At 71.1% G+C, this 23,187-nt stretch carries 22 protein-coding genes; 8 read left to right on the top strand and 14 right to left on the bottom strand.

Translation table 11 applies throughout. From position 1 onward, the window contains the following. Positions 1–12: 12 nt before the first annotated feature. The 4 genes from ACVDFE_RS15430 to ACVDFE_RS15415 form a co-directional block, all read right to left on the bottom strand. Positions 13–354, bottom strand: a complete 342-nt coding sequence (locus ACVDFE_RS15430) for an MmcQ/YjbR family DNA-binding protein (RefSeq protein ID WP_360397707.1) — start codon at positions 352–354, stop codon at positions 13–15. A 13-nt stretch (positions 355–367) separates the two neighbouring features. Next, complete coding sequence (locus ACVDFE_RS15425; protein ID WP_458430836.1) at positions 368–799, bottom strand: MarR family winged helix-turn-helix transcriptional regulator; 432 nt, start codon at positions 797–799, stop codon at positions 368–370. Positions 800–1,526: 727 nt separating this feature from the next. Further along, complete coding sequence (gene uvrB / locus ACVDFE_RS15420) at positions 1,527–3,689, bottom strand: excinuclease ABC subunit UvrB (protein WP_360397703.1); 2,163 nt, start codon at positions 3,687–3,689, stop codon at positions 1,527–1,529. 57 nt (positions 3,690–3,746) lie between these two features. Continuing rightward, the gene (locus tag ACVDFE_RS15415; protein ID WP_458430835.1) at positions 3,747–4,853 is read right to left on the bottom strand and encodes a DUF5685 family protein; all 1,107 of its coding nucleotides are present in this window, start codon (positions 4,851–4,853) and stop codon (positions 3,747–3,749) included. A gap of 50 nt (positions 4,854–4,903) precedes the next feature. Between ACVDFE_RS15415 and ACVDFE_RS15410 the strand changes: the two genes are divergently transcribed. Together ACVDFE_RS15410 and ACVDFE_RS15405 are read left to right on the top strand one after the other, a co-directional pair. Beyond that, a complete protein-coding gene (locus ACVDFE_RS15410) occupies positions 4,904–5,413 on the top strand; it encodes a DUF402 domain-containing protein (protein WP_360397699.1) in 510 nt (169 codons plus the stop codon). Between the two features lie 166 nt (positions 5,414–5,579). Continuing rightward, positions 5,580–6,020, top strand: a complete 441-nt coding sequence (locus ACVDFE_RS15405; protein ID WP_458430834.1) for a DUF402 domain-containing protein — start codon at positions 5,580–5,582, stop codon at positions 6,018–6,020. Here ACVDFE_RS15405 and coaE read toward each other — a convergent pair. The 3 genes from coaE to rpsA all read right to left on the bottom strand — a co-directional run bounded on the left by coaE (position 5,996) and on the right by rpsA (position 9,902). Then, positions 5,996–7,141 carry a dephospho-CoA kinase gene (gene coaE / locus ACVDFE_RS15400; RefSeq protein WP_458430833.1) on the bottom strand — a complete coding sequence of 382 codons (1,146 nt, stop codon included), beginning with the start codon at positions 7,139–7,141 and terminating at the stop codon, positions 5,996–5,998. The two genes, ACVDFE_RS15405 and coaE, sit on opposite strands and share 25 nt — an antisense overlap. A gap of 45 nt (positions 7,142–7,186) precedes the next feature. Continuing rightward, positions 7,187–7,801, bottom strand: coding sequence for a hypothetical protein (locus tag ACVDFE_RS15395; protein ID WP_360397693.1), 615 nt, complete (start codon positions 7,799–7,801; stop codon positions 7,187–7,189). A 610-nt stretch (positions 7,802–8,411) separates the two neighbouring features. Then, complete coding sequence (gene rpsA, locus ACVDFE_RS15390; protein ID WP_360397691.1) at positions 8,412–9,902, bottom strand: 30S ribosomal protein S1; 1,491 nt, start codon at positions 9,900–9,902, stop codon at positions 8,412–8,414. 179 nt (positions 9,903–10,081) lie between these two features. On the opposite strand from rpsA, the gene ACVDFE_RS15385 reads away from it, so the two are divergent. From ACVDFE_RS15385 to ACVDFE_RS15365, 5 genes are all read left to right on the top strand, one after another. Beyond that, positions 10,082–10,915, top strand: a complete 834-nt coding sequence (locus ACVDFE_RS15385; protein ID WP_360397689.1) for a class I SAM-dependent methyltransferase — start codon at positions 10,082–10,084, stop codon at positions 10,913–10,915. Positions 10,916–10,925: 10 nt separating this feature from the next. Next, positions 10,926–11,846 (top strand): N-acetyltransferase family protein, encoded by a 921-nt coding sequence (locus ACVDFE_RS15380; RefSeq protein WP_458430832.1) that lies wholly within the window; start codon positions 10,926–10,928, stop codon positions 11,844–11,846. A gap of 78 nt (positions 11,847–11,924) precedes the next feature. After that, a complete protein-coding gene (locus tag ACVDFE_RS15375; RefSeq protein WP_458430831.1) occupies positions 11,925–12,554 on the top strand; it encodes an ATP-binding cassette domain-containing protein in 630 nt (209 codons plus the stop codon). After that, the gene (locus tag ACVDFE_RS15370; RefSeq protein WP_458430830.1) at positions 12,551–14,476 is read left to right on the top strand and encodes a YhgE/Pip family protein; all 1,926 of its coding nucleotides are present in this window, start codon (positions 12,551–12,553) and stop codon (positions 14,474–14,476) included. Before ACVDFE_RS15375 ends, ACVDFE_RS15370 begins: the two co-directional genes overlap by 4 nt. Beyond that, positions 14,473–15,063 (top strand): TetR/AcrR family transcriptional regulator, encoded by a 591-nt coding sequence (locus tag ACVDFE_RS15365; protein ID WP_458430829.1) that lies wholly within the window; start codon positions 14,473–14,475, stop codon positions 15,061–15,063. Before ACVDFE_RS15370 ends, ACVDFE_RS15365 begins: the two co-directional genes overlap by 4 nt. 6 nt (positions 15,064–15,069) lie before the next feature. Here the strand turns inward: ACVDFE_RS15365 and ACVDFE_RS15360 are convergent, their stop codons facing one another. The 6 genes from ACVDFE_RS15360 to ACVDFE_RS15335 form a co-directional block, all read right to left on the bottom strand. Next, entirely contained in the window at positions 15,070–15,582 is a 513-nt protein-coding gene (locus ACVDFE_RS15360) for a hypothetical protein (protein ID WP_458430828.1), read from the bottom strand. Beyond that, positions 15,579–16,151: an AAA family ATPase gene (locus ACVDFE_RS15355; protein WP_458430827.1), complete on the bottom strand. Its 573-nt coding sequence runs from the start codon at positions 16,149–16,151 to the stop codon at positions 15,579–15,581. Before ACVDFE_RS15355 ends, ACVDFE_RS15360 begins: the two co-directional genes overlap by 4 nt. Positions 16,152–16,189: 38 nt before the next feature. Next, complete coding sequence (locus ACVDFE_RS15350; protein WP_360390029.1) at positions 16,190–16,705, bottom strand: hypothetical protein; 516 nt, start codon at positions 16,703–16,705, stop codon at positions 16,190–16,192. A gap of 266 nt (positions 16,706–16,971) precedes the next feature. Next, positions 16,972–18,447 (bottom strand): hypothetical protein, encoded by a 1,476-nt coding sequence (locus tag ACVDFE_RS15345; protein WP_458430826.1) that lies wholly within the window; start codon positions 18,445–18,447, stop codon positions 16,972–16,974. Positions 18,448–18,539: 92 nt separating this feature from the next. Continuing rightward, positions 18,540–18,779, bottom strand: coding sequence for a hypothetical protein (locus ACVDFE_RS15340; protein ID WP_458430825.1), 240 nt, complete (start codon positions 18,777–18,779; stop codon positions 18,540–18,542). 247 nt (positions 18,780–19,026) lie between these two features. After that, positions 19,027–19,539 carry an N-acetyltransferase family protein gene (locus ACVDFE_RS15335; protein WP_458430824.1) on the bottom strand — a complete coding sequence of 171 codons (513 nt, stop codon included), beginning with the start codon at positions 19,537–19,539 and terminating at the stop codon, positions 19,027–19,029. 71 nt (positions 19,540–19,610) lie between these two features. Here ACVDFE_RS15335 and ACVDFE_RS15330 point away from each other — a divergent pair, with 71 nt between their 5' ends. Further along, a complete protein-coding gene (locus ACVDFE_RS15330) occupies positions 19,611–20,060 on the top strand; it encodes a winged helix-turn-helix transcriptional regulator (RefSeq protein WP_360390039.1) in 450 nt (149 codons plus the stop codon). Positions 20,061–20,096: 36 nt separating this feature from the next. Here the strand turns inward: ACVDFE_RS15330 and ACVDFE_RS15325 are convergent, their stop codons facing one another. After that, on the bottom strand, positions 20,097–23,105 hold the full coding sequence (locus tag ACVDFE_RS15325; RefSeq protein WP_458430823.1) for a BTAD domain-containing putative transcriptional regulator: 3,009 nt from the start codon (positions 23,103–23,105) through the stop codon (positions 20,097–20,099). Between the last annotated feature and the right edge of the window lie 82 nt (positions 23,106–23,187).

The following is a 23,187-nucleotide window of genomic DNA, read 5'->3' as shown; positions in this document are numbered from 1 at the left end:
CGAAAACCGGGGCTAGACCGGCCGCTTCCGCTTCGGCAGCCGCGCGACGACGGCGTCGTAGGACCCGTCCACCAGCTCCAGCAGGTCGTCGTCGGGCACCGAACCCTTGAGCGCGATGGTGTTCCACCCGTAACGCCCGATGTACCCGCTCACCGTGATGTCCGCGGGAAAGCGCTCTCTCCACACCGCGGCGGCCTCCCCGTCGGCTCCGCACTTGAGCCCGACGGTGTGCACGTCCAGCCCGACGAAGGCGAAGGCCTTCCCTCCCACCTTGCAGACGAGCTCGGCCTCACCCCACGGGTACGTCTCCTCCGCGCCGGGTTTGGCGGCGCAGTAGGCGATCAGCTCGTCCATCGTCACAACGCGATTATCGCCCGCCGAAGCCCGCGACGAAACGAGTGAGCAGCTCCGCGAACGCCGCCCGCTCGTCCTCGCTCCACTCCGCCATCGCCGCCGCACAGGCCGTCTGCCGCGCCCGGTGCAGCTCGGCACTGGTGGCCCGCCCCCGCGGCGTGCGCACGAGCAGCACCCGCCGCCCGTCCGCCTTGTCGGCGACGCGCGCGACCAGCCCGGCGTCCACGGCGCTGGTGACGAGTTTGCTGGCCCGCGGCTGATCGACGTGCAAAGCCGCCGCAACCCCGGAAACCGTGGCCTGCACCCCGCCCCGCTCGGCCGCTTCGATCACGTCGAGCACGTCGAAGGCCGGTACGGCCAGCTCGGCGAGCGCCCTGCGTGACTGGCTGCGCCGCATCGCGATCAGCGCCTGCTCCACCGCGGCGAGGTGGGTGTCGACGTCCACCGGGAGATCATGGCCGCATCACGCTCGAATGGGTGTTGTCAGCCGACATCTCACCCCAGAGGGCGATTTACGCGCCGCAGTTGCCGGCTTCACGGTGAGCGACTGGTCGTCCACTGTGGACTGTGCGGGTGCGGTGGGACCTGCGTTGTGCGCGGTGGAGGTGGGGACAGGGCGGGTGTTGCGGGACGGCGGTGGCGCCGTTGTGGCGAAACGAGACGATGGGGTTGGCCTTGCGGGCGGTGGTATAGCGGCGGTTGCTGTCGTCGCGGAAACGGCGAGGCGCGCTGCGACCCAGTGCCGAGGTGATCCAGAGCCAACGCAGCCCGCACGATGCCAACGCGGCTTGGAGCGCAGGGCGACCCACCGACTGGACCGCTGCGCACCGAGACGGCCCGGAGACACGGCAGCCCGAATCAGTCGCGGTGCGAAGCCATCGCGGTCGGCGGTGGAGTTCAACTGGCCCCGTGCCGAAGCGAGGAGCGGGGCACCTGCGTAACGGACGGCACCCGCCACGGGGTACTCCACGCCGGTCGCGTGCCAAGGCAAAAGCAGGCGCGCTTGCGTTGTGGGCAGCCTCCGCTGCGGGGCTACGTCACACGGGCCACGTGCCGAAGCGAGGAGCGGGCGCCTGCGTAGCAGACGACACCCGCCACGGAGCTACTCCATGCTGGCCGCGTGCCGAAGCGAGGAGCGGGGGCGCTTGCGTTGTGGCGCCCCCGCCGTGGGACTACTTCACGCCGGCTGCGTCCATGCCCCGCAGCTCCTTCTTCAGGTCCTGGACCTCGTCACGCAGGCGCGCGGCCAGCTCGAACTGCAGGTCGCGGGCCGCGTTCATCATCTGGTCGGTCAGCTGCTGCACGAGGTCGGCGAGCTCGGAGCGGGCCATGCCCGCGCGTTCGTGGGACTGCAGGACGCCGGCGGAACGGCCGCCTTCGCCGGTGGCGCGCTTGCCGCGGGACTGGTTGCGGCCGGAGCCGCCGACCGGCACCTCGTCGTCGGCTTCGGAGTACACCGTCTCGAGGATGTCGGTGATCTTCTTGCGCAGCGGCTGCGGGTCGATGCCGCGTTCCTCGTTGTAGGCGATCTGCTTGGCGCGGCGGCGGTTCGTCTCGTCGATCGCGTGCCGCATCGAGTCGGTGATCTTGTCCGCGTACATGTGGACCTCGCCGGACACGTTGCGGGCCGCACGGCCGATCGTCTGCACCAGGGAGGTGCCCGAGCGCAGGAAGCCCTCCTTGTCCGCGTCGAGGATCGCGACCAGGGACACCTCGGGCAGGTCGAGGCCCTCGCGCAGCAGGTTGATGCCGATCAGCACGTCGTACTCGCCGAGGCGCAGCTGGCGCAGCAGCTCGACGCGGCGCAGGGTGTCGACCTCGGAGTGCAGGTAGCGAACCCGGATGCCGAGCTCCAGCAGGTAGTCCGTGAGGTCCTCGGCCATCTTCTTGGTCAGCGTGGTGACCAGGACGCGCTCGTCGCGCTCGGCCCGCTCGCGGATCGAGTGGACCAGGTCGTCGATCTGGCCCTCGGTCGGCTTCACGACGACCTCCGGGTCGACCAGGCCGGTCGGGCGGATGACCTGCTCGACGAACTCGCCGCCCGCCTGGCCCATCTCGTACGGGCCCGGGGTCGCCGACAGGTACACGACCTGGCCGATGCGGTCCGCGAACTCCTCCCACGTGAGCGGGCGGTTGTCGAGGGCGGACGGCAGGCGGAAGCCGTGCTCCACGAGGTTGCGCTTGCGGGAGGCGTCGCCCTCGTACATGCCGCCGATCTGCGGGACGGTCACGTGCGACTCGTCGATGACCATCAGGAAGTCGTCGGGGAAGTAGTCGAGCAGCGTGGCGGGGGCGGTGCCGGCGGCGCGGCCGTCGATGTGGCGGGAGTAGTTCTCGATGCCGTTGCAGAAACCGACCTGGCGCATCATCTCGATGTCGTACTGGGTGCGCATGCGCAGCCGCTGGGCCTCCAGCAGCTTGCCCTGGCGCTCCATCTGCGCGAGCGTCGTCTCCAGCTCCGCCTCGATGTCCCGGATGGCGCGCTCCATGCGCTCGGGGCCCGCGACGTAGTGGGTGGCCGGGAAGATCCGCAGGTCCTCCACCTCGCGGACCACGTCACCGGTCAGCGGGTGCAGGTAGTAGAGCTTGTCGATCTCGTCGCCGAAGAACTCGACGCGCACCGCGAGCTCCTCGTAGGACGGGATGATCTCGACCGTGTCGCCGCGCACGCGGAAGGTGCCGCGGGTGAACGACATGTCGTTGCGCGTGTACTGCACGTCCACCAGGGCGCGCAGGAACTGGTCGCGGTCGACCTCGGCCCCGGTGGCCAGCGGGATCGAGCGGTCGAGGTACGACTGCGGCGTGCCGAGGCCGTAGATGCACGAGACGGACGCGACCACGATGACGTCGCGCCGGGTCAGCAGCGACATGGTGGCGGAGTGCCGCAGCCGCTCGACGTCCTCGTTGATCGAGGAGTCCTTCTCGATGTACGTGTCCGTCTGCGGGATGTACGCCTCTGGCTGGTAGTAGTCGTAGTAGCTGACGAAGTACTCCACCGCGTTCTGCGGGAAGAGCTCCTTCAGCTCGTTCGCCAGCTGCGCCGCCAGCGTCTTGTTCGGCGCCATGACCAGCGTCGGCCGCTGCAACCGCTCGACCAGCCACGCCGTCGTCGCCGACTTGCCGGTACCGGTGGCGCCGAGCAGCACCACGTCCCGCTCGCCCGAGCGCACGCGCCGCTCCAGATCGGCGATGGCCGCCGGCTGGTCGCCCGCCGGCTGGTACTCGCTGACCACGCGGAACTGCCCGCCGGTGCGGGTGATCTCGCCGACGGGACGGTGCTCGGAGTGCGCCTTGACGGTGCTCTCCTCTTGCGGGAGCTCGGTTGCGAATGCCACGGGAAGCACGTTACGCCGGGGGTCTGACAATTTCAGATTGTGCCTGGTCAGAGCCCTCTAATCGCACGGACAGCAGTTGCAGTCGCAGTCGCAGTTCGGGCCGCAGTCCGGCCCCGGGTCGCACCCGTCGCGCCGCTTGTCGCTCCACGGTCCCGGGAACGGGTCGCGGCAGCAGAACTGGCACGTGCCGCACATGTAGAGGAACGCCCCGCAGCCCTCGAAGCACCCGCGCGGCTGCCGCTGCCAGTTCAGCCTCGGGTACGCCCACAGCCCGCTGCCCGGATCCGACCAGCGCGGCTTGTCCGGCGGGTGCTGGTGGCGCTTCCGCTTGCCGAACACCCGGACGATCGACTCCTCCAGCTCGTGCACCAGCAGCTTGTGCACCAGCCGCCCGTCCACGAACTCGACCTCGGCCAGCGCGAGCCGGATGCCCGCCACCGCGTCCAGGCACAGCCGGTGCGCCTCCTGCACCGACGTCCCGGTGGCCAGCAACGGGTTCCACGAGCCCGAGGCGCGGTCCTCCTCCAGGTCCTCCGCCGCGTCGATCAGATGGGCGACCCGCCCGAACAGCCGCCCGACCTCGCGCAACGGCTCCGCATTCGCCGGCCGCCCCGCGATGATCGCCGTCTGCGCCACCGCGAACCCGGTGGCGGTCTCCGTCGGCTCGGTCACGGCCAGCACCGAGCTGCCCAGCCCCGCCGCTGCCTCGACGAGCGTCTGCCGGCGCACCGATTCGATCATCACCGACGCGTCGAACCCGAGGTCAGCGGCCGTTCCGATGCCCTTGGCCGCCCACCGCTGGGCGACCGCGCGCCCGGCCCAGCCGACCCGGCCGGCCAGCCCGTCACCGTCGTCGACGTGGTCGTGGACCTTCAACGAGGCCAGCACCAGCGACACCGATGCCGCCAGCCGCGCGCCCGCACCCACGGCCACGTCCGCAGACTTCATGCCGCGCAACGCGCACGGCCCGGCGGACCGGCGCGACAGACCGGTCTGCGCCTCGACCGCGGCTGAGATCATCAACCCGTCGTAGTTGGTGACGAGACGTGACAGATGACCGTGCTCGTCGCGCAGCGAGAGGCACATCCCGCACAGGTGCGCGAGCCACGCGGACCGCAGCTCAGCGCCCAACCTGTTGCGGCAGGGGCGGATGATCCCGAACATGCGCGCGATCCTAAGTGGCCGCTGACGAATCTGATGGCAGTATCGCTGACGTGGCACACATCCATCCGCCGAAGATCGAGTACTTCGACCTGGACGCCAAGAGCAACACCGATCCCAAGGGGCAGCTGAGGAGTGTCGACGAGTACCGCCTCACCCCGGCCGGGCTCTACATGTTCCGCCCGCTCTCCGGGCATCCGAGGATCAGCCACTTCGAGAGCTGGTTCCTGCCCAAGCTGAACCTGCGGGTCACCCGCCAGTCCTGGCACCGCGGCCACGAGCAGGACTTCGACTTCTACGTCGACGTCGTGGAGATCTCGGCGATCGGCAGCGTGTGGCGCACGACCGACCTCTACCTCGACCTCCTCGTCCGGACGGGCCGCAGCACCACGGTCCTCGACACCGACGAGCTGCTGAGCGCGCTCCAGCACAACTTCATCACCGCGGAACGCGCGCAATGGGCATTGGAAACCACCTATGCGGCGCTGTCCGGAATTTCAGCACACGGTCACGACGTGGTTCGGTGGCTCACCTATTCGGGTTGTCCTACGACCTGGCGTTGATACACAGAGTGTGGTCGTCATCTGACCGTGACGTAACAAATCGATCCGCCGTGTAACTGCGAGCACATATTTGACTACCCTCGGCGTCGTGGGAGCGGTCACTACACCTCAGCTGGTCGACACTGTCGACACCATTTCGGGCGTCCGGAGCTATTCATCCGGGGGCATGCGGCACCTCAGCTCGTGCCACGTGGAGCGCTGGGGTCTGCGGATCGAGCACCCCACACCGGAGGACCCGTTCTCCGACTCCGAGGTGACGTGGCTGCTGCCCGACGTCGGCGTGCGGCTCACCACGTTCCACCCGCGGTCACGGCACGCGCGCAGCGGCCCGAGCGTGCTGACGGCCGTGCGCGTCGAGCGCGACCACCGCCACTGGCAGACCACGGACCTGCTGCTGGGCCTGGCCGTTCCCGGTGGCACCACGGCCCGCATCGTGCGCAGCGAGGAGTTCGCCGCCGCCGTCGCGGGCCGCGTGCTGCAGCCGGGCGATGCCGACCAAGCGCTGCGCACGGTCCACCGCACCCTCGAAGAGCTCAGCAACGTCAACCACAACCTCACCTCGTGGCTGACGTGGCACGGCATCTACGACGCCTGGCCGCCCCTGTAGGCCTTGATCCGCTCCACCGCGGCGACCATGAACGGCTCCTTCGCGTCACCGTAGGCGAACCCGCTGTCGTGGCCCGCAAACCGTTGTGACAGTTCGAGTTTCACGTTCTCGTACTCCTCGCGGGCCCGCGCGTCGTGCCGCAGCCAGTCGCGGAAGTCGACCGCCCACCGCCAGTTGGCCGCGCCCTCGACCCGCAGGTGCAGGTTCACCCGCCGCCCCGGATCCGCACCCGCGTGCAGCCGCTTGTCCCAGCCGCCGTCCTCACCGCGTGGCGTGTCCTCGTACGGTCCCACGTACGGGAAACCGGCCTGCGCCAGCACTTCCCGCAACCCGTCGGCGGTCTCCATGTCCTCGACGGCGAGCTGGAAGTCCAGCACGTCCTTCGCCGCGAGCCCCGGAACGCTCGTCGACCCGATGTGCTCGACGTGCCGCCCGCCCGCGGCCAGGCCGATCCGCCGCGCGACCCGCCCGGCCTGCGCCGGCCACGTCTCGTCGTAGGGCACCACGACCGGCTGCCCCGACGCGTACATCCGCGTCCGCACGTTCTCCTCGAACCGGACGAGCCGGTCCCACAGCGCCGTCACGTCCGGGACCTCGCCGGAGTTGTCGAGCCACACGTCCGCGGCCGCCCGGCGCTGCTCCTCGGTGGCCTGCGCGGCGATCCGGTTCCGCGCGTCGTCCTCGGCCATCCCGCGGCTGGTGACGAGGCGGTGCAGCCGGGTCTGCGCGTCCGCGTGCACGACGATGACCAGGTGGTAGGCGGCAGCCAGGTCACGTTCCACGAGCAACGGGATGTCGTGCACCACGATGCCGTCCGCCGCCGCCATCCGCTCCGCGGTGAGCTGCCCGATGCGGGGGTGCGTGATGCCGTTGAGCGTCTGCCGCGCCTCCTCGGTCGCGAACGCCTTGGCCGCCAGCGCGGCCCGGTTCAGCGTGCCGTCGGCGTTGAGCACGTCGTCACCGAACGCCTGCACGACCTCCGCGAGGCCGTCGGTGCCCGGTTCCAGCACCTCGCGCGCCAGCTTGTCGGCGTCGATGATCGTCGCGCCGCGTTCTTCGAGCAGCCGCGCGACCGTCGACTTGCCCGACCCGATCCCGCCGGTCAATCCCACCCTGAGCATGCCGGTCAGGTTAGCCGGGCCGCGGGGGCGAGCAGGACCGCGACGCTAGACCGGCGGTGTCATCGCCTGCTGCGCCAGCGGCGGCAGGATCTTCGTGAGGTTCTGCGGCGGCACGAAGCCGTTGCGCGAGCGCACCACGAACGTCGACTTGCCCAGCGACCCGATGAGCAGCTGCTCGTCCTTGCCCTCGATGAGCGTGCCCTTCTGCTTGCCGACGTCGACCTCGGTGATCTTCGCCCCGTCCTGCCGCTCCGCCTCGACGCTCTCCGCGACGCGGGTGCGGGCGGTGAGCTCGTCGGTGTAGGTCGACAGGCCGATGATGATCTTCGCGGCCGGCAGCCCCTGCTTGGGCGGGATGCCGTAGTAGCAGTCGATCTTGCCGGTGCGGCCGATGCCCGGTTCCTTGACGCCGATGATGATCTGCGGCTCCCCCGGCAGCTCCTGGCCGAGGATCGCGTTCATCGTGTCCACGTCGACCACGAGGTCGCAGTCGTCGGGCAGCGCGGGCCGGTCGACCATCGCCAGTGCCTTCGACTGCGTGGTCGGCGGGGTGATCTTCGGGATCTGCGGCGGCGGCGCCGAGGACTGCGGGGCCGCGGACGAGCAGGCGGCGGTGAGCGCCGCCGCGCCGAGTGCCATGAAGAAACGTATCCCACGCATAGGTTTCTCAACCTACACAACGGACTCAGCCCTTCACCACAGAGTGAACGAGTGGCGCCCCGCCCGTCTTTGTGGCATCTGCGAGTACTACCAACTCGCCCTCGCCCCGCCTCCAACTGCACCCAACTGGTCCGTCCCCCTGAGGCCACGCCGCACAGCAGAACCGGCAACGGAACGCCGCCGTCGTTCAACGCGAGCCGCCCGGCGGTCTCCAGCATCGACTCGGCACGACCATCCGCCTCCGCCAGCCGCAGCTTCGCAACGCCATCGCCACGACCGCCTGGGCGGGACGCCAACGATTCCGCAATCTCCTCCCTGGTCACGAGCTCGCGGCGGATCGCGTCGTCCGCCGCCCACACAGCGTCCAAACCGTCGTGCTCGATGACCTCGTCGATCCACTCGTCCATGGACCTCAGCCTGCACAGGTGTGCCGTGTCGCGGAGGCGCCCGCGCCCATCTGTGGACAAGTCGAGCAGTTGGTTGCAGTCAGGTGCCTGTTGATCTTGAGTTGGCAGTACTTGCAGATGCCGGCGGCAACAACGGCGAAGGCCCCCGCACCGTGAGGTGCGGGGGCCTTCGTCAGTCAGCTACCCGAAGGTGCCGGGGTGGCTCACATGCCGCCCGACAGCTTCTCGCGGAGCGCCGCGAGCTGCTCGTCGGAGGCCAGCGTGCCGCCGGACTGGGCCGGCGCGCCGACGGAGGTGGACGGGGCGTCGCCACCGGAGGTGTAGTTGCCCGCACCCTCGGCCGAAGCCTCTTCCTCGGCCTCGGCGGCCTTGCGGATCTGCTTCATGTGGGCCTCGTAACGAGTGTGCGCCTCGGCGTACTGGCGCTCCCACTCCTCACGCTGCTTGTCGAAGCCGTCCTGCCACTCCTGGGTCTCCGGGTCGAAGCCCTCGGGGTAGATGTAGTTGCCCTGGTCGTCGTACTCGGCGGCCATGCCGTACTGGGTCGGGTCGAACTCGGTGTCGACCGTGAAGCCCTCGTTGGCCTGCTTGAGCGACAGCGAGATGCGGCGGCGGTCCAGGTCGATGTCGATGACCTTGACCATGACGTCGTCGCCGACCTGCACGACCTGCTCCGGGATCTCGACGTGGCGCTCGGCCAGCTCGGAGATGTGGACCAGGCCCTCGATGCCCTCGTCCACGCGGACGAACGCACCGAACGGAACCAGCTTCGTGACCTTGCCCGGCACGATCTGGCCGATCGCGTGGGTGCGGGCGAACTGGCGCCACGGGTCTTCCTGGGTCGCCTTCAGCGACAGGGAGACGCGCTCGCGCTCCATGTCGACGTCGAGGACCTCGACCGTGACCTCCTGGCCGACCTCGACGACCTCGGACGGGTGGTCGATGTGCTTCCAGGACAGCTCCGAGACGTGGACGAGACCGTCGACGCCACCCAGGTCCACGAAGGCACCGAAGTTGACGATCGAGGACACGACGCCCTTGCGGACCTGGCCCTTCTGCAGCTGGTTGAGGAACTCGCTGCGGACCTCGGACTGGGTCTGCTCCAGCCACGCGCGGCGGGACAGGACCACGTTGTTGCGGTTCTTGTCCAGCTCGATGATCTTCGCTTCGAGCTCGCGGCCGACGTACGGCTGCAGGTCGCGGACGCGACGCATCTCGACGAGGGAGGCGGGGAGGAAGCCGCGGAGACCGATGTCGAGGATGAGACCACCCTTGACGACCTCGATGACCGTGCCCTTGACGGGCTCGTCCTTCTCCTTGAGGGCCTCGATGGTGCCCCACGCGCGCTCGTACTGGGCGCGCTTCTTGGAGAGGATCAGACGGCCTTCCTTGTCCTCCTTCTGGAGAACAAGCGCCTCGACCTCGTCACCGACCTTGACGACCTCGTTGGGGTCGACGTCGTGCTTGATCGACAGTTCGCGCGAGGGGATGACACCCTCGGTCTTGTAGCCGATGTCGAGCAGGACCTCGTCCCGGTCGACCTTGACGATCGTGCCTTCAACGATGTCGCCATCGTTGAAGTACTTGATCGTCGCGTCGATAGCTGCGAGGAAGTCCTCCTCCGTCCCGATGTCGTTGATCGCGACCTGCTTGGGCGCAGCGGCAACGGGGGCGGTGGTGGTGTCGGTGGACATTAGGTAGGTGGCTCCGGTACGGATTGGCATTAATGAGTGGTAGTGGTGCGCGCGCAGCATCGCAGCGACCTGGAATCCCCGACCGTCTGGATCATGGGCAGCACTAACCCACTACGCACGCGATATCGTACGCGGCTGCCAGACGCGCAAGCAAACCAGCCCCCACGTGAAGGAGCAGTGTGTCCAACCAGCACACGAGCGCGGAGCACGCGCTCGGCACGGCCGGCATCGTCAAGCGCGGGGCGGACGCCGCCGAGTCGCGCGTGGCGAACCGCATCTGGTGGGACGCCGACGCGGACTCCTACCACGACGCGCACGGCGACTTCCTGGGCGCGGCCGACTTCGTCTGGTGCCCGGAGGGCCTGCGCGAGGAGGACGCCGGTTTCCTGGGTGAAGTCGCAGGTCAACGCATCCTGGAGGTCGGCAGCGGCAGTGCCCCGTGCGCTCGTTGGCTGAAGGTGCGGGGTGCCGACGTGACCGCGCTCGACATCTCCGAGGGCATGCTCCGCCACGCGCGTGAGCACAACGCCGAGACGGGTGTCGACGTGCCGCTGGTGCAGGCCAGCGCGGACCAGCTGCCGTTCCGGTCCGGCACCTTCGACGCGGCCTGCTCGGCGTTCGGCGCGGTGCCGTTCGTGGCCGACGTCGAGCAGGTCTTCAGCGAGGTCGCCCGCGTCCTCAAGCCCGGCGCGAGGTGGGTGTTCGCGGTGAACCACCCGATGAGGTGGATCTTCCCCGACGACCCCGGCCCGATGGGACTCACCGTCACCCAGTCGTACTTCGACCGCACCCCGTACGTGGAGGTGGACGCCGAGGGCCGGGCCACCTACGTCGAGCACCACCGCACGCTCGGCGACTACGTCCGCGCGCTCACGGCGACCGGCTTCGCCCTGGAGGACCTGGTCGAACCGGAGTGGCCGAAGGGGCACACCCGCAACTGGGGGCAGTGGAGCCCGCTGCGGGGCAGGCTCTTCCCCGGCACCGCGATCTTCCGAACCCGGCTCACGTCGTAGTCTCCGGTCCATGAGCTCGGCACGCGGACTCGTGGCGGCCCAGTCAGCCCGCTTCGCCGCACTGGACCCGCTGCTGCCCCCTGCCGCCGAGCTCCCCCGCGACGGTCACGTCCTCACCGCCGCGCTGCCCGACGGCACCCGCGTGGCCGGCGTGGTCTGCCACGACTCGTTCGAGCCGCACTCCACGACCCGGCTGTGGTCGGCGGCCGAGGTGTGGGAGCTGGTGCCGCTCGTCGGCACCGCGCAGGGGATGGACGCGCTGCTCACCCGGTTCCGCCGGTACCTCGACGAGGTCGACATCGGCGAGGACACGGCGTGCGTGGTGCACTGGCCGAGCCGGGACACGGTCGCGGCGCGCGCGTTCCTCGACCACGGCATGGTGCCGCTGTCCGTCCTCGGCGTCCGGCTGCGCACCCCGCACCCGCACTCCCCGCGCACGGTCGCGATCCGCCGCGCCACCCCGGGCGACCTCGACGGCGTCGTGGAGCTGTCGCTCGCGGAGCTGCGGTACTCGTCGCTGGTGGGCTCCACGATCGTGCGACCGGAGGCACCGGCCCTCAAGCGCCGCGCACTCGCCGAACGCCTGAACAACGCGAGCCCGATCTGGCTCGCCGAACGCGACGGCGTCGCGGTGGCGCTCGCCGAGTGCGCGGTCGTGGCGTCCGAACCGGGCACGGCCGCGGCCCAGCGCCTGCCCCGCGGCCGCTGGGGCTACGTGAACTGCGTCTCGGTGCTGCCCGGCGCCCGCGGCACGGGCATCGGCCAGCAGCTCGTCGCCCACGTCCACCAGGAGCTGCACCGCCTGGGCACGGTCGGCACCTACCTCTACTACAACCCGCCGAACCCGCTGAGCAGCGTCTTCTGGCCGCGTCAGGGCTATCGGCCGCTGTGGACCGTCTGGGAAGTACGCCCCGCGTCCGCCCTTAGGTGACCTATGTCCGAGTTGCCAGGCGCACCGGTCTGCGCGAGAATTTGTACTGACCGGTCAGTTTAAACGGAAGGTAAAGCCGTGGAGATCCACGCCCAGCGCGCCGGCGTCACCGGGGCCCATGGTCCCCTGCTCCGGCCGACCTCGCTGACCGTGCGGCCGGGCGAGCTGACCCTCGTCGCCGGCGACCCCGGCACCGGCCACACGGCGCTGGGCCTGCTGCTGTCCGGTCGCATGAAGCCCTCCACCGGCACGGTGTCGCCCGAGCTGAAGACGCTGCGCAAGCACGTCGTCCTGGTCGACGCCCCGGAGGTGAACGAGCCGGAGGAGGCGCTGACGCTGGCCGCCGTCGTCGGCGAGGAGCTCGCGATGAACGGCATGGCCTCCGGGAAGAAGGCGGTGCACGACTGGCTCGTCGAGCACGCGGCCGACGAGCACGCGGCCAGCCGCTTCGAGCACGTGCCACCGCGGACGCGCTGCGCGGTGCTGCTCGACCTGGCCGCCGCCCGCCCCGGCGTGACGGCGCTGGTCCTCGACTGCCCCGACCGCTACCACCCCGACCCGCGCGAGTGGTTCGCACTGGCCCACGACCACGTGACCCCCGAGCGGTCCGTCGTCGTCCTGTGCTCGAACTCCTCCGCCCAGATCCTCGACCTCCCGCACGCGCGCCTTGGTGAGGACAACGACACCAAGATGGAGACCCCCGCATGAGCGCCCTTCGCATGGCCTTCAACGAGCTGCGCCGGATCACCTCCGGCACGCTCCCCCGGCTCGCCGTCCTCGCACTGGCACTGGTGCCGCTGCTGTACGCGTCGCTCTACCTGTACGCCAACAAGGACCCGTACTCGAACCTGAACAACGTCCCGGCCGCACTCGTCGTGCAGGACCGCGGGACGAAGGACCTCAACGCCGGCAAGGACGTCGCCGACGAGCTGCTCAACGGCAGGAAGTTCAAGTGGCAGGTCGTCGGCAGCGGCGAGGAGGCCGACGAGGGCGTGCGCAAGGGCAAGTACATCTTCGCGCTCACGCTGCCTGAGGACTTCTCCGAGGCGCTCACCTCGCCCGCGGACATGAAGCCGCGCCAGGGCGTGCTGACGCTCACGACCAACGACGCCAACAACTACCTCGGCAGCACGATCGCGAACCAGGTCGTCACCGAGGTGCGCCGCGCCGTCACCGAGAAGGTCTCCACCGAGGCCGCCGACCGGCTGCTGCTGGGCTTCTCCACGATCCGCCAGGAGACCACGAAGGCGGCGGACGGCGCGGCGAAGCTCGCCGACGGCAGCGCCACCCTGCGCGACAAGCTCACCGAGCTCGACGGCGGTGTGCAGCAGCTGTCCACCGGCTCGGTGACCGCCGCGGCTGGCGCCGTCCAGCTGCGCGACGGCCTGCACGAGCTCCGGTCGCAGACCCAGGCCCTGCCCGCGGGCGCGCAGAAGATCGCCGACGGCGCGCGCCAGGTCGCGGACGGCAACGAGACCGCCGCGACCGAGGCCGAGGCGTACGCGCGGCTGGCCCAGTCCCTCGTCGGCGCGCTCGACCAGGCCAACGGCGACGTCGCGACCCGGTTGCGCGCACTCGGGTTCACCGAGGAGCAGGTGCAGCGGGTCATGACCGCCCTCACCCAGGCCCGCCAGCCCCTCGACAACGCCAACGGCAAGGTCCAGGGCGCCGCGGGCAACCTGCGCAAGCTCGCGACCGGCGCGGACCAGGTCGCCGACGGCGCCGCCCAGCTCTCGTCGAAGATGCCGGGGCTCGTCAGCGGTGTCGGCCGGCTCGACGACGGCGCCACCAAGCTCGCCGACGGCAACGCCCAGCTCCGCGACGGCCTGCAGAAGGCGGCCACCGGCACCCCGCAGCTCAGGGACGGCGCCGCGCAGCTCGCGGACGGTTCCGCCCAGCTGCGCGACGGCCTCACCGGCGGCGTGGGCAAGATCCCCGACACCGACGACCCCACGCGCGAGGCGATCGCGAAGGCCATCGGCGACCCGGTGGCGGTGAAGGGCCTGTCCCAGACGAAGGCGGCCACCTACGGCGCCGGTCTGGCCCCGTTCTTCCTCGGCCTTGCGACGTGGATCGGCGCGTTCGTGCTCTTCCTGCTGCTGCGCCCGCTGTCACGCCGTGCGCTGGCCGCCGGCCAGTCGGCGTTGCGGGTCGCGTTGGGCGGATGGTTGCCCGGTGCGTTGCTCGGTGTCGTGCAGGTGCTCGTGATGTTCTCGGTCGTGCGGTTCGTGGTCGACATCGAGCCGTCGAACCCCTTCGGCACGTTCGCGTTCCTCGTGCTGATGTCACTCACGTTCGTCGCGATCCTGCACGCCCTCAACGCCGCGTTCGGCGCCGTGGGCAAGTTCCTCGGCCTGATCCTGCTGATCCTGCAGCTGGTCAGCGCGGGCGGCACGTTCCCGTGGCAGACGATCCCGGTGCCGCTCTACCCGCTGCACTACGGCCTGCCGATGGGCTACGCGGTCGACGGCCTGCGGCACCTGATGTACGGCGGTGACCTGGGCAGCGTCGGACAGGACGCGCTGATCCTTCTCGCCTGGCTGGTCGGGGCCCTAGCCTTGTCGTCCGTGGCGGCCTACAAGCAGCGGGTGTGGACACCCTCGAAGCTGAAGCCGGAGCTCGTGCTGTGAGCGCGCGGACGACGGCGACGAAGCAGAAGCTCTTCGACGCGGCGTTGAAGCTGGTCGGCGAACGGGGTGCGGCCTCGGTGACGGTCGACGAGATCGCCGCCGAGGCGGGTGTCGCCAAGGGCACGATCTACTACAACTTCGCCTCGAAGGACGCACTGGTCGAGGCGCTGCTGCACCACGGGGTGGAGATCCTCGCCGGCCGGCTGCGGTCGGCGGAGGCGGCCGGGTCGTCCGAGGACTCGCTGGAGGCGCTGGTCGACCAGATGCTCGGCTTCTGGGCCGAGTACCCGGCGTTCGGCCAGCTGCTGGTGTCGGAGCTGTGGCGGACGCCGGGCCAGTGGCACGGGACGTTGTCGTTGCTGCGCGACGACATCGTGTCGATCGTGCGCGGTCAGATGAAGCGCCTGGCCGACGCGGGCCGTCTGCCGGAGGGCGTGGAGGTCGGCACCGCGTCGGCGGCGTTGTTCGGCACGCTGCTCGTGATCGCCCTGGACTGGCAGGTGTTCCAGCCGGAGCGGTCGCGGGCGGAGGTGCGGGAGTCGGTCATGCTCCTGGTGCGGGGGCTGGGACAGGCCCGCCGTCCCTGACCGCGCTCAGGAACCGGCCTGGTGCAGCGAGGGCGGCTTGCCCTCCAGCGCCCGCACGACGGCGTCCAGCACGGCCTGGCCGACGTGCCGGGCGGCGTCGTGCGCGAAGCGGCCGAGCAGGACCTGCTGGGTGGGGTGCGCGCTCAGCACGGCGTCGGGCACCGGTGCGGACGTGTGCACCTCCACGACCGGCGCGTGCTCGGCCAACAGCGGTGCGACGGCGGTGAGCACGGCGGTCCGGTAGCTCGCGTGCACCCACGCCACCAGCAGGTTCACCGGGCGGCCGGCCAGCTCGTACTCGACCTCGGAGGCCAGCTCCGCCGATTTGGCCCAGTCCGCCTTGACCCAGGTCGGCCGGTGCCCGCGCGACACCGACGCCCGCGCGGCGCGGCCGGGACCGTCGTCGGCGGCCAGCGGCCGGGTGCGGCACGGCAGCACCACCTGCCACCCGCGTGCCACCAGCCGTCCCGCGCAGCCGGCCAGCATCCCGCTGCCGCCGAGCACCAGTGCCGTCCTCACCGCGCACGCTCCTCACCGACGGCGGCCAGCGGCCCGGTCAGCCACCGCTCCACCTGCCCCTGCCCGCTCAACCGCACCACGACGACCTGGCCCACCAGCGCCCGCACCCTGGCCCGGTTGCGCCCGTAGGACTTCCAGCCCCACCGCAGGATGTGCTCGGGGTCCGTGAACACCGACCACAGCGACGACTCCTGGTTACCGTTCCACAACTCCACCCGCCCCGCCCGCCGCCGGACCGTCCGGCGCACGAGCCGGGTCATCACCGTCGCGAACGGGTGGTCGAGCCAGATGACCGTGTCGGCGCGCGCGGCCAGCTCGCGGCGCACCTCCTTGTACTGGTACTCCGTCACCCACCGGTCCTGGTGCGCGAACTCGGCGACCTCGCCGGCGAACTCCGGCCGCGGTGTCCACTGTGGACCCCAGTACAGCCGGTCGAGCTCGACGTAGCGGACACCGCGCAGTGCGGCGATGCGCCGGCACAGCGTCGACTTGCCGGAGCCGGCGTTCCCGGCGACCAGGATGCGCCGGGGCACGTGCGGCAGCGGGTCTGCTGGTCCGAGCAACGGCATCGGGTCAGGCTAACGGGAACCCCGTGATCACAACACGGTCAGCGGCGCTGGGGCCGCGGCACCGCGAACTGCAGCTGCATCCACGAGATGCGCCAGACGAGGAAGCACGCGAGTCCCGCTGCGACCACGGCCGCCACCGTGGACAGCGTCGAGAACACCAGGTACGCCCCGGTGTCGAGCAGCAGCGTCTCCAGCAGGTCGGTCAGCACCATCGCGAGGAACGCGCACTGCCACGGCTTGATCAACGGACTGGTGGTGCGCTCGGCGAACGGCTTGCTGCGCTGCGACGGGTCGCTGGCCCGCCACACGTCGGTGATCGTCCGGACCCCGCGCAGCGCGATGGCCTCGGCGTTGTGGGTGGCGTTGCGGAACCACAGCACGAACGCGACGGCGGCGGGCAGGTAGAGCACCTGCGCCAGGAAGCTCCACGTCGACGAGCCGCCGGACCAGTCGTTCACCGCGCCCCACACCGACTCCGCGGCGACGAGGGCGATCAGGCCCTGGCTCGCGAAACCGGTGAGCCGGACGTCCCTGAGGTCGATGTAGGTGTCCACGGGCTACCTTCCGAAACCGCAACCGAGTTCCGCGAACGTAGCGATCTTCTCGGCGGCGCGCACCACCTCCCGGTCGATTCCGTCGAGCACGATCCGGTCACCGTCGCGGCGGGCGGGCAGCAGGGCGTGCGCGAACGGGTTGACCAGGCACCCGTCCTCGCCTTGGCGCCCGGCCCGTGCGTTCGGGTGCCCTCCAGGACCTGCTGACCCGCGAACGCGAAAGGGGCCACGGCGGTTCGCCGTGGCCCCTCTTCCGCTGTAGCGGCTCAGCCGACCGTGCGGTCGCCGAGCAGCGCCCACTGGCTCCAGCCCGCCTTCTCCTTGTAGAAGCGGCGGATCGGCTTGCCGTCGTCGGTGCGGGCGAAGACCTCGATGGTCTTGGTCTGCGCGTGGTACATCGCGGTCGGCGCCCCGGAGACCTTGGTCGTGCCGAGCTTGGTCCACGCGGTCCAGCCGCTGTCGGTGGCACGCGAGTGCTCGACCTGGCCCTCCGCGCCGAGTTGCAGCACGTCGATCGAGCCCGTCGTCGTGTTGTAGACCGCCGACGGGGCGCCGACGCCCTTGCCGCCGAGGGTCTTCCACACGCCCGCCGCGTACTGCTCGACGCTGCCGGCTGCGCTGCGGACGAAGACCTGGTCGACGGCGACGCTCGGGTCGCTGACGATCTGCACGTCGCCTTGGTCCTGCCACTTCTCGCCGTCGAACTTCACGAGCTTGCCGTCGTCGCTGCGGGCGTAGACGTCCTTGTCGAGCACGGCGGGGTCGCCGGCGACCTTGCGGTCACCCAGCGCGTCCCAGCGGCCGGCCGCGAACCGCAGCAGCGCGCCGTCCACGCCGCGGGCGAGCACCTCGACGGCCTTGTCCTTGTCGTTCCAGCGCAGCACGGGGGTGCCGGCCACGGCCGTGTCGCCGAGCGCGAGCCACTTGCCGTCGGCGCGGTGGTAGACCCGGCCGTCGGTGCCGCGCGCGTACAGCTCGACGATCTTCGTCGCCGGGTTGAGCAGCGCGACCGGGTCGCCGGCGAAGAGCTCGGGGCCCAGCTGCTGCCAGCCGGCCCAGCGGCTCGTCTTGTGGAAGTTCGTGATGATCGTGCCGTCCGCGGCGCGCGCGTAGACCTCGAGCGACTGCGCGGCGGTGTTGGAGATCTGCGGGCCGCTGCTCACGGCCGGCGCGTCGGTGACCGGGGTGTCGCCGGTGACCGCGCCGGCGCCGCCGGACTCGACCAGGCCGTTGTAGCGCAACGGCACGTACCGGCTCGCGGTCGCGGCGCTCCACACCCGCTGCACGGGACGGGACCCGTCCGGGCCTGCCTGCTCGCGCACGATCGGCCGGGTCTTGGCGGCGTCCGCCCAGCCGATGAACAGCGCCACGTGGTTGAGGCGGTCGTTCAACGCGTCGCCGGGGCGCAGGTCCTCCCAGTCGATGCGGTGCGCGACCTGTTCGAGGATGTGGGTGGTGTAGGAGATGCGCAGGCCCCACGCCATCGACACGTAGCCGGAGCAGTCGGTGCGGTAGGCGCCGTACTTGTTGCCGAAGCAGTCGCTCTGGCTGTAGGGCACCCGCGCGCTGATCCACGTCCGCGACCGCGCGAGGACCTCGCTGCGCGTGATCTTCGAGTTCGCCGCGTACGTCCCGCAGTGCGCGCCACCCTCGGCGGCCGCGACCGCGACGTCGGGCATGGCCAGCGACGAGCCGAACGTGATGGCCGCCGCGGCGACCGCCAACATCCCCAGCGATCTCATGCCGGTCACCGTAGCAAGGCGGTGTGAAGTTTTGGTCCGGTCGAACGGCCTGAGTTCGACCGGCCGGTCAACCGTGAACGGCCGGTCGGCGGTCAGTCGAGGACGCCGCGGTACCGCCGCGGCACGTACAGCTCCTCCGCGCTGTCGTACGGGTACCGGACCACCCGCAGCCGCGTGCGGTGCCCGCCCGCCTGCTCGTACGCCCAGTACCGGTCCCGTTCCTCCGCCCACGCCGCGAAGATCACGACGTGCCGGGTCAGGTCGGTGCCGTCGGTGCGCAGGACGATGTCGCCCGCGCGGAAGCTCCGTGCGCTCGACCGCCGCGCTGACACCGGCGAGACCGGGGGTGTCGAGGCCGCCGTGGCGGTCGTCCGGCTTGCCGGGCAGGCCCCAGGCCATCGACACGAACCCGGAGCAGTCGGCGCGGTAGATGCCGTGCTCGTTCGCGTGGTACTTCGCCTGCCCGTACGGGACCGAGTCGCGCAGCCACGTGCACGCGCGTTCCACGATCTCGGCGCGGCCGATCCTGCGTCCGGCGGTGCGTGCAGTCGTCACGGGGCCATGGTCGAGCACCGACCTCTAAATGCCCTGCAAACTCGCTATAAGGTCCGCGTCGGTGACCTCGGCGGTGGCCCAGGCGAGCGGGTAGCTCAGCCGGATCGTGTCGATCTCCTCGCTCAGTTGCACACCGGGCAGCACCTTGCGGACCAGCGCGAGCATCGCGTGGTTGCCGGGCAGCACGTCGCCGTGCAGCTCCGCGAACCCCAGCCGGGCGGCCACCTCGGTCAGCGCCTCCAGCAACCGCCGGCCGGCGCCGCGGCGCTGCCAGCGGTCGACGACGGCGACGGCGATCTCCGCGCCGCGCTCGCCGGTGCGGATGACGCGGGCGATGCCGATCGGGTCATCGCCGACGCGGGCGCACACGGCGGCGTGCCGGGTGCCGTCGACGTCCACCAGCACCCGGCGCGCGGCGGCGGTGAGGCGCGGTGTCGGCGAGTGGAAGCGCTGGAAGCGGCTTCGTGCCGACAGACCGGCGAACACGGCGTCCACCGCCGCCGGTGCCGTGGTCCGGTCGAGCTCGGTGACGCGCATGAGACCCCCTGAGTTCGGAATCCGAACTGTAGCTGAGTTCGAAAAACGAACGCAAGGGATATCCTGGGGGCATGTCGTACGCGAGCTTCGCCAGCCTGCCGTGCACGCTGGGCCGCCCGGCCGCACTGCTGGGCGAGCGCTGGACGTTGTTGCTGCTCCGCCAGATCTTCCTGGGCACCCGGCGGTTCGAGGACTTCCAGACGACGATGGAGATCTCCCGCAGCGTGCTGACCGACCGGCTGAGCATGTTGCTCGACGAGGGCGTGCTCAAGCGCGTGCCGTACCAGGCCGATGGGCGCACACGGCACGAGTACCGCCTCACGGAGAAGGGCAAGGACCTCTACCCGGTGCTGATGGCGCTGCGGACGTGGGGCGAGAAGTGGATGCTGACCGAGCAGGAGGACGAGTCGTTCACGCTGGAGCACCGCGACTGCGGCGGTGGCGTGCGGGCGAAGGTCGAGTGCGCGGACTGCGGGGCCGAGCTGACCGCGCGGGACGTGCACGTGACGGCGCGCGGGTGACCTCGCCCGGCGGGTGGCACCGGGCGAGGCCGTGGTTCACGCGGGCAGGTGCGCCGCCCGCCACTCGACGGCGCTGAGCCCCGCCAGCTCCCCCGCCTCCCGTGCGCGCAGCACGCTGAAGAGCGCCTTGGCCTCGGCCCAGACCTCCTCGTCCCCGGTCGCGGCGGCGAGGTCGCGCATCGTGCGGGCCCGCCAGATCGGCAGCCCCAGCGCGGTCCACCGGTCCAGCGCGTCCCGCAACAGGCCGACGGCCTCGTCGTCGCTGCCCCGCGCCAGCGCGGCCTCGCCGAGCGTCCTCGTCACGAGCGCCACGCCGAACCGGTCGTGCTGGCGGGTGCAGACCTCCAGGCACCCGGCCAGCAGGTCCTCGACGTCGGTGACACCGGCGGCCTCACCCGCCCGCAGCGCCGCCTTGGCGAGCGACTGGACCGCGTAGGTGGCACCGAGCTCGTCCCCGGCGGCGCGCAGGACGCGCTCCGCGTCCCGGCTGAGCTCCACCGCCCGCACGTACGTCCCCGCCGCGCGGTGGCACAGGCTCAGCCCGCGCAACGCCAGCGCCTCACCGCGCTGGTCGCCGAGCCGACGGTAGAGCTCGACGCACCGCTCGAACGCCGCGACCGCCTCGGTGAGGTCGCCGTGGTCGCGGTGGATCGCACCGACGCCGTAGCTCGCGGCGGCGACGACCCCCTCGTCCCCCAGCGCGATCGCCTGGCCGAGCAGCTCGCGGGCCGGTTCGAACTCCGCGAGGTCGCGCAGGACCGTGCCCATGCCCACGCACGCGACGGCGAGCGTCGCGGTCTCGCCGATGTCCCGCGCGATCTCCGCGGCCTGCTCGAAGTTCCGCAACGCCTCGGCGAAGTCGTCCTGCTCGTAGCGCAGCTGCCCGAGCCCGGCCAGCAGCACCGCCTCCGCACGCCGGTTGCCGCGGTCGCGGGCGGCCCGCAGCGCGACCTCGTGGGTGCGCTGCCAGTTGCCGAACTCGTTGCGGGCAGCGAAGGGCGACGACAGCAGCGACGCGATGACGGTCGTGGTCAGCTCGTCGACACCGAGGTCGTGCGCGCGTTCCACGACCCGCACCACCGCACCGGTCTCCGCGTGCAGCCAGCCGGTCGGGTCCTCCTCGACGTCCTCGGCCAGCCGCGGGTCCACCTCGACCGGCGGGGCGAGCGGAGGGCGCAGGCCGAGCGTCACGCGCGGCAAGGCCCGCACCGCGGTCTCCACGAGCGCGAGCCACGTCGCGAGCGTGCGCGCGACGGCCGCCGCGACCTCCTCCGCCGGTTCCGCCGCCGCCTGCTCGGCGCCGAAGAGCTGCACCAGGTCGTGGAACCGGTAGCGCACCCGGCCGAGCTGGTCGACGCCCGCGACGTCCACCAGCCGCAGGTCCACCAGGTGCTCGACGACGTCCTCGGCGTCGTAGGGCGGGATGTCCAGCAACGGCGCCGCGACCCACGCGCCGAAGTCCGGCAGGTCGAGCAGCGACAGCAGGTGGAAGGCCCTGCGGTGCCGGGCGTCCAGCTCGGCGTAGTTGAGCCGCAGCGACGAGCGGATCGCCAGGTCGCCCGTCTCCAGCTCGTCGAGCCGGCGCCGTTCGTCGGACAGCCGCCTGGCCAGCGTCCGCAGCGGCCAGTGCGGCCGGGCGAGCAGCTTCGCGCCCGCCGCCCGCAGCGCCAGCGGAACCCCGCCGCACAGCCTCGTGATCTGCTGCGCGGCCTCGGGTTCACCGCCGACGCGCTCGGTGCCGACGATGCGGCTCAGCATCTCCGCGGAGACCTCCTCGCCGAGGAACCCCAGCTCGATCGGTTCCGCACCCTCCAGGCCGGTGAGCCGGCTGCGGCTGGTGATGATCACGAAGCAGTTGGCGTTGCCCGGCAGCAGCGGCCTCACCTGCGCCTCGCTCCTGGCGTTGTCGAGCACGACCACCAGCCTGCGGTCCGCGACCGTGCGCCGGTACAGCTCGACGCGTTCGTCCGGTGCCGCCGGCTGGTCGTTGCCGGGGATGCCGAGCAGGCCGAGGAACCGCCCGAGCACCTCCTGCGGTTCGAGGTCGCGCACGGCCCCGCGCAGGTCGGCGAACAGCTGACCGTCGGGGTAGGTGCGGCGCAACAGGTGCGCGGCGTGCACGGCCAGCGCCGACTTGCCGGCTCCGCCGAACCCGGAGACCACGACCGTCGGCGTCGCGGTGCTGTCCGCCGGCGCCTCGCACAGCGCCATGACCTGCTTGAGCGCCTCCTCGCGGCCGGTGAAGTCGCTGATGTCCGGCGGCAGGTGGTGCGGGACCACCTGCGGCCGGACCACGACCGGTGCCGGCACCGCCCTGGCGGGCGACTCCTCGATCGTGCCGTTCAGGATCGCGGTCTGCAGGTCCCTGAGCTTCTCGCCCGGCTCGATCCCCAGCTCGTCCAGCAGGTACTCGCGGGCTTCCCGGTACACCGCGAGCGCATCCGCTGTGCGCCCCGCACGGTGATATGCCCGCATGAGCAGCTCACGTGTCTCCTCGCGCGCCGGGTGCGCGTTGGCCAACGCGGTGAGCCTGCTGATCGCGTCCTGCTCCCGGCCCTGGTGCAGCTCACACCTGCCGAGGCCTTCCTCGGCGCTGAGCCGCTGCTCGCCGAGTGCGAGCGCGTGCCCCCGTGCGAACTGCGCCTCGACCCCGTGCAACGCCGGTCCGCGCCACAGCGCCAGCGCCTGCCGGTAGTGCGCGACGGCGGTGCTCAGGTCCCCTGCCCGCTCCGCCTGCCGCGCCGTGGCGACGTGCCCGGCGAACATCTCGGCATCGCTGTCGACGTCGAGCACGTACCCCGGTGCGCGCGTGATCAGCGCTTTGTCGAGCGCCCTGCGCAACGACGACACGTAGGTGTGCACCAGCGCGACCGCGGTCTGCGGCGGCTGGTCGTCCCAGATGAGGTCGATCAGCCGTTCCACCGGCACGACCTGCCTCGGTTGCAACAACAACGCGGCGAGCAGGGTTCTCGGCTTCGGTCCGCCGAGGTTCACCTGTCTGTCGCCGACCCACACTTCGACTGGCCCCAGTACGAGCGCTTTCACGCCCACACCCCCATCCCCCAGTAGATGAGCACGCGTGTGCGTCTACGAGGATGCACTACTCGGCGTTCGGGGCAACGCGTTT

The organism is Lentzea chajnantorensis (genome assembly GCF_054300775.1).
This window is presented reverse-complemented; position numbering and strand designations above follow the sequence as displayed.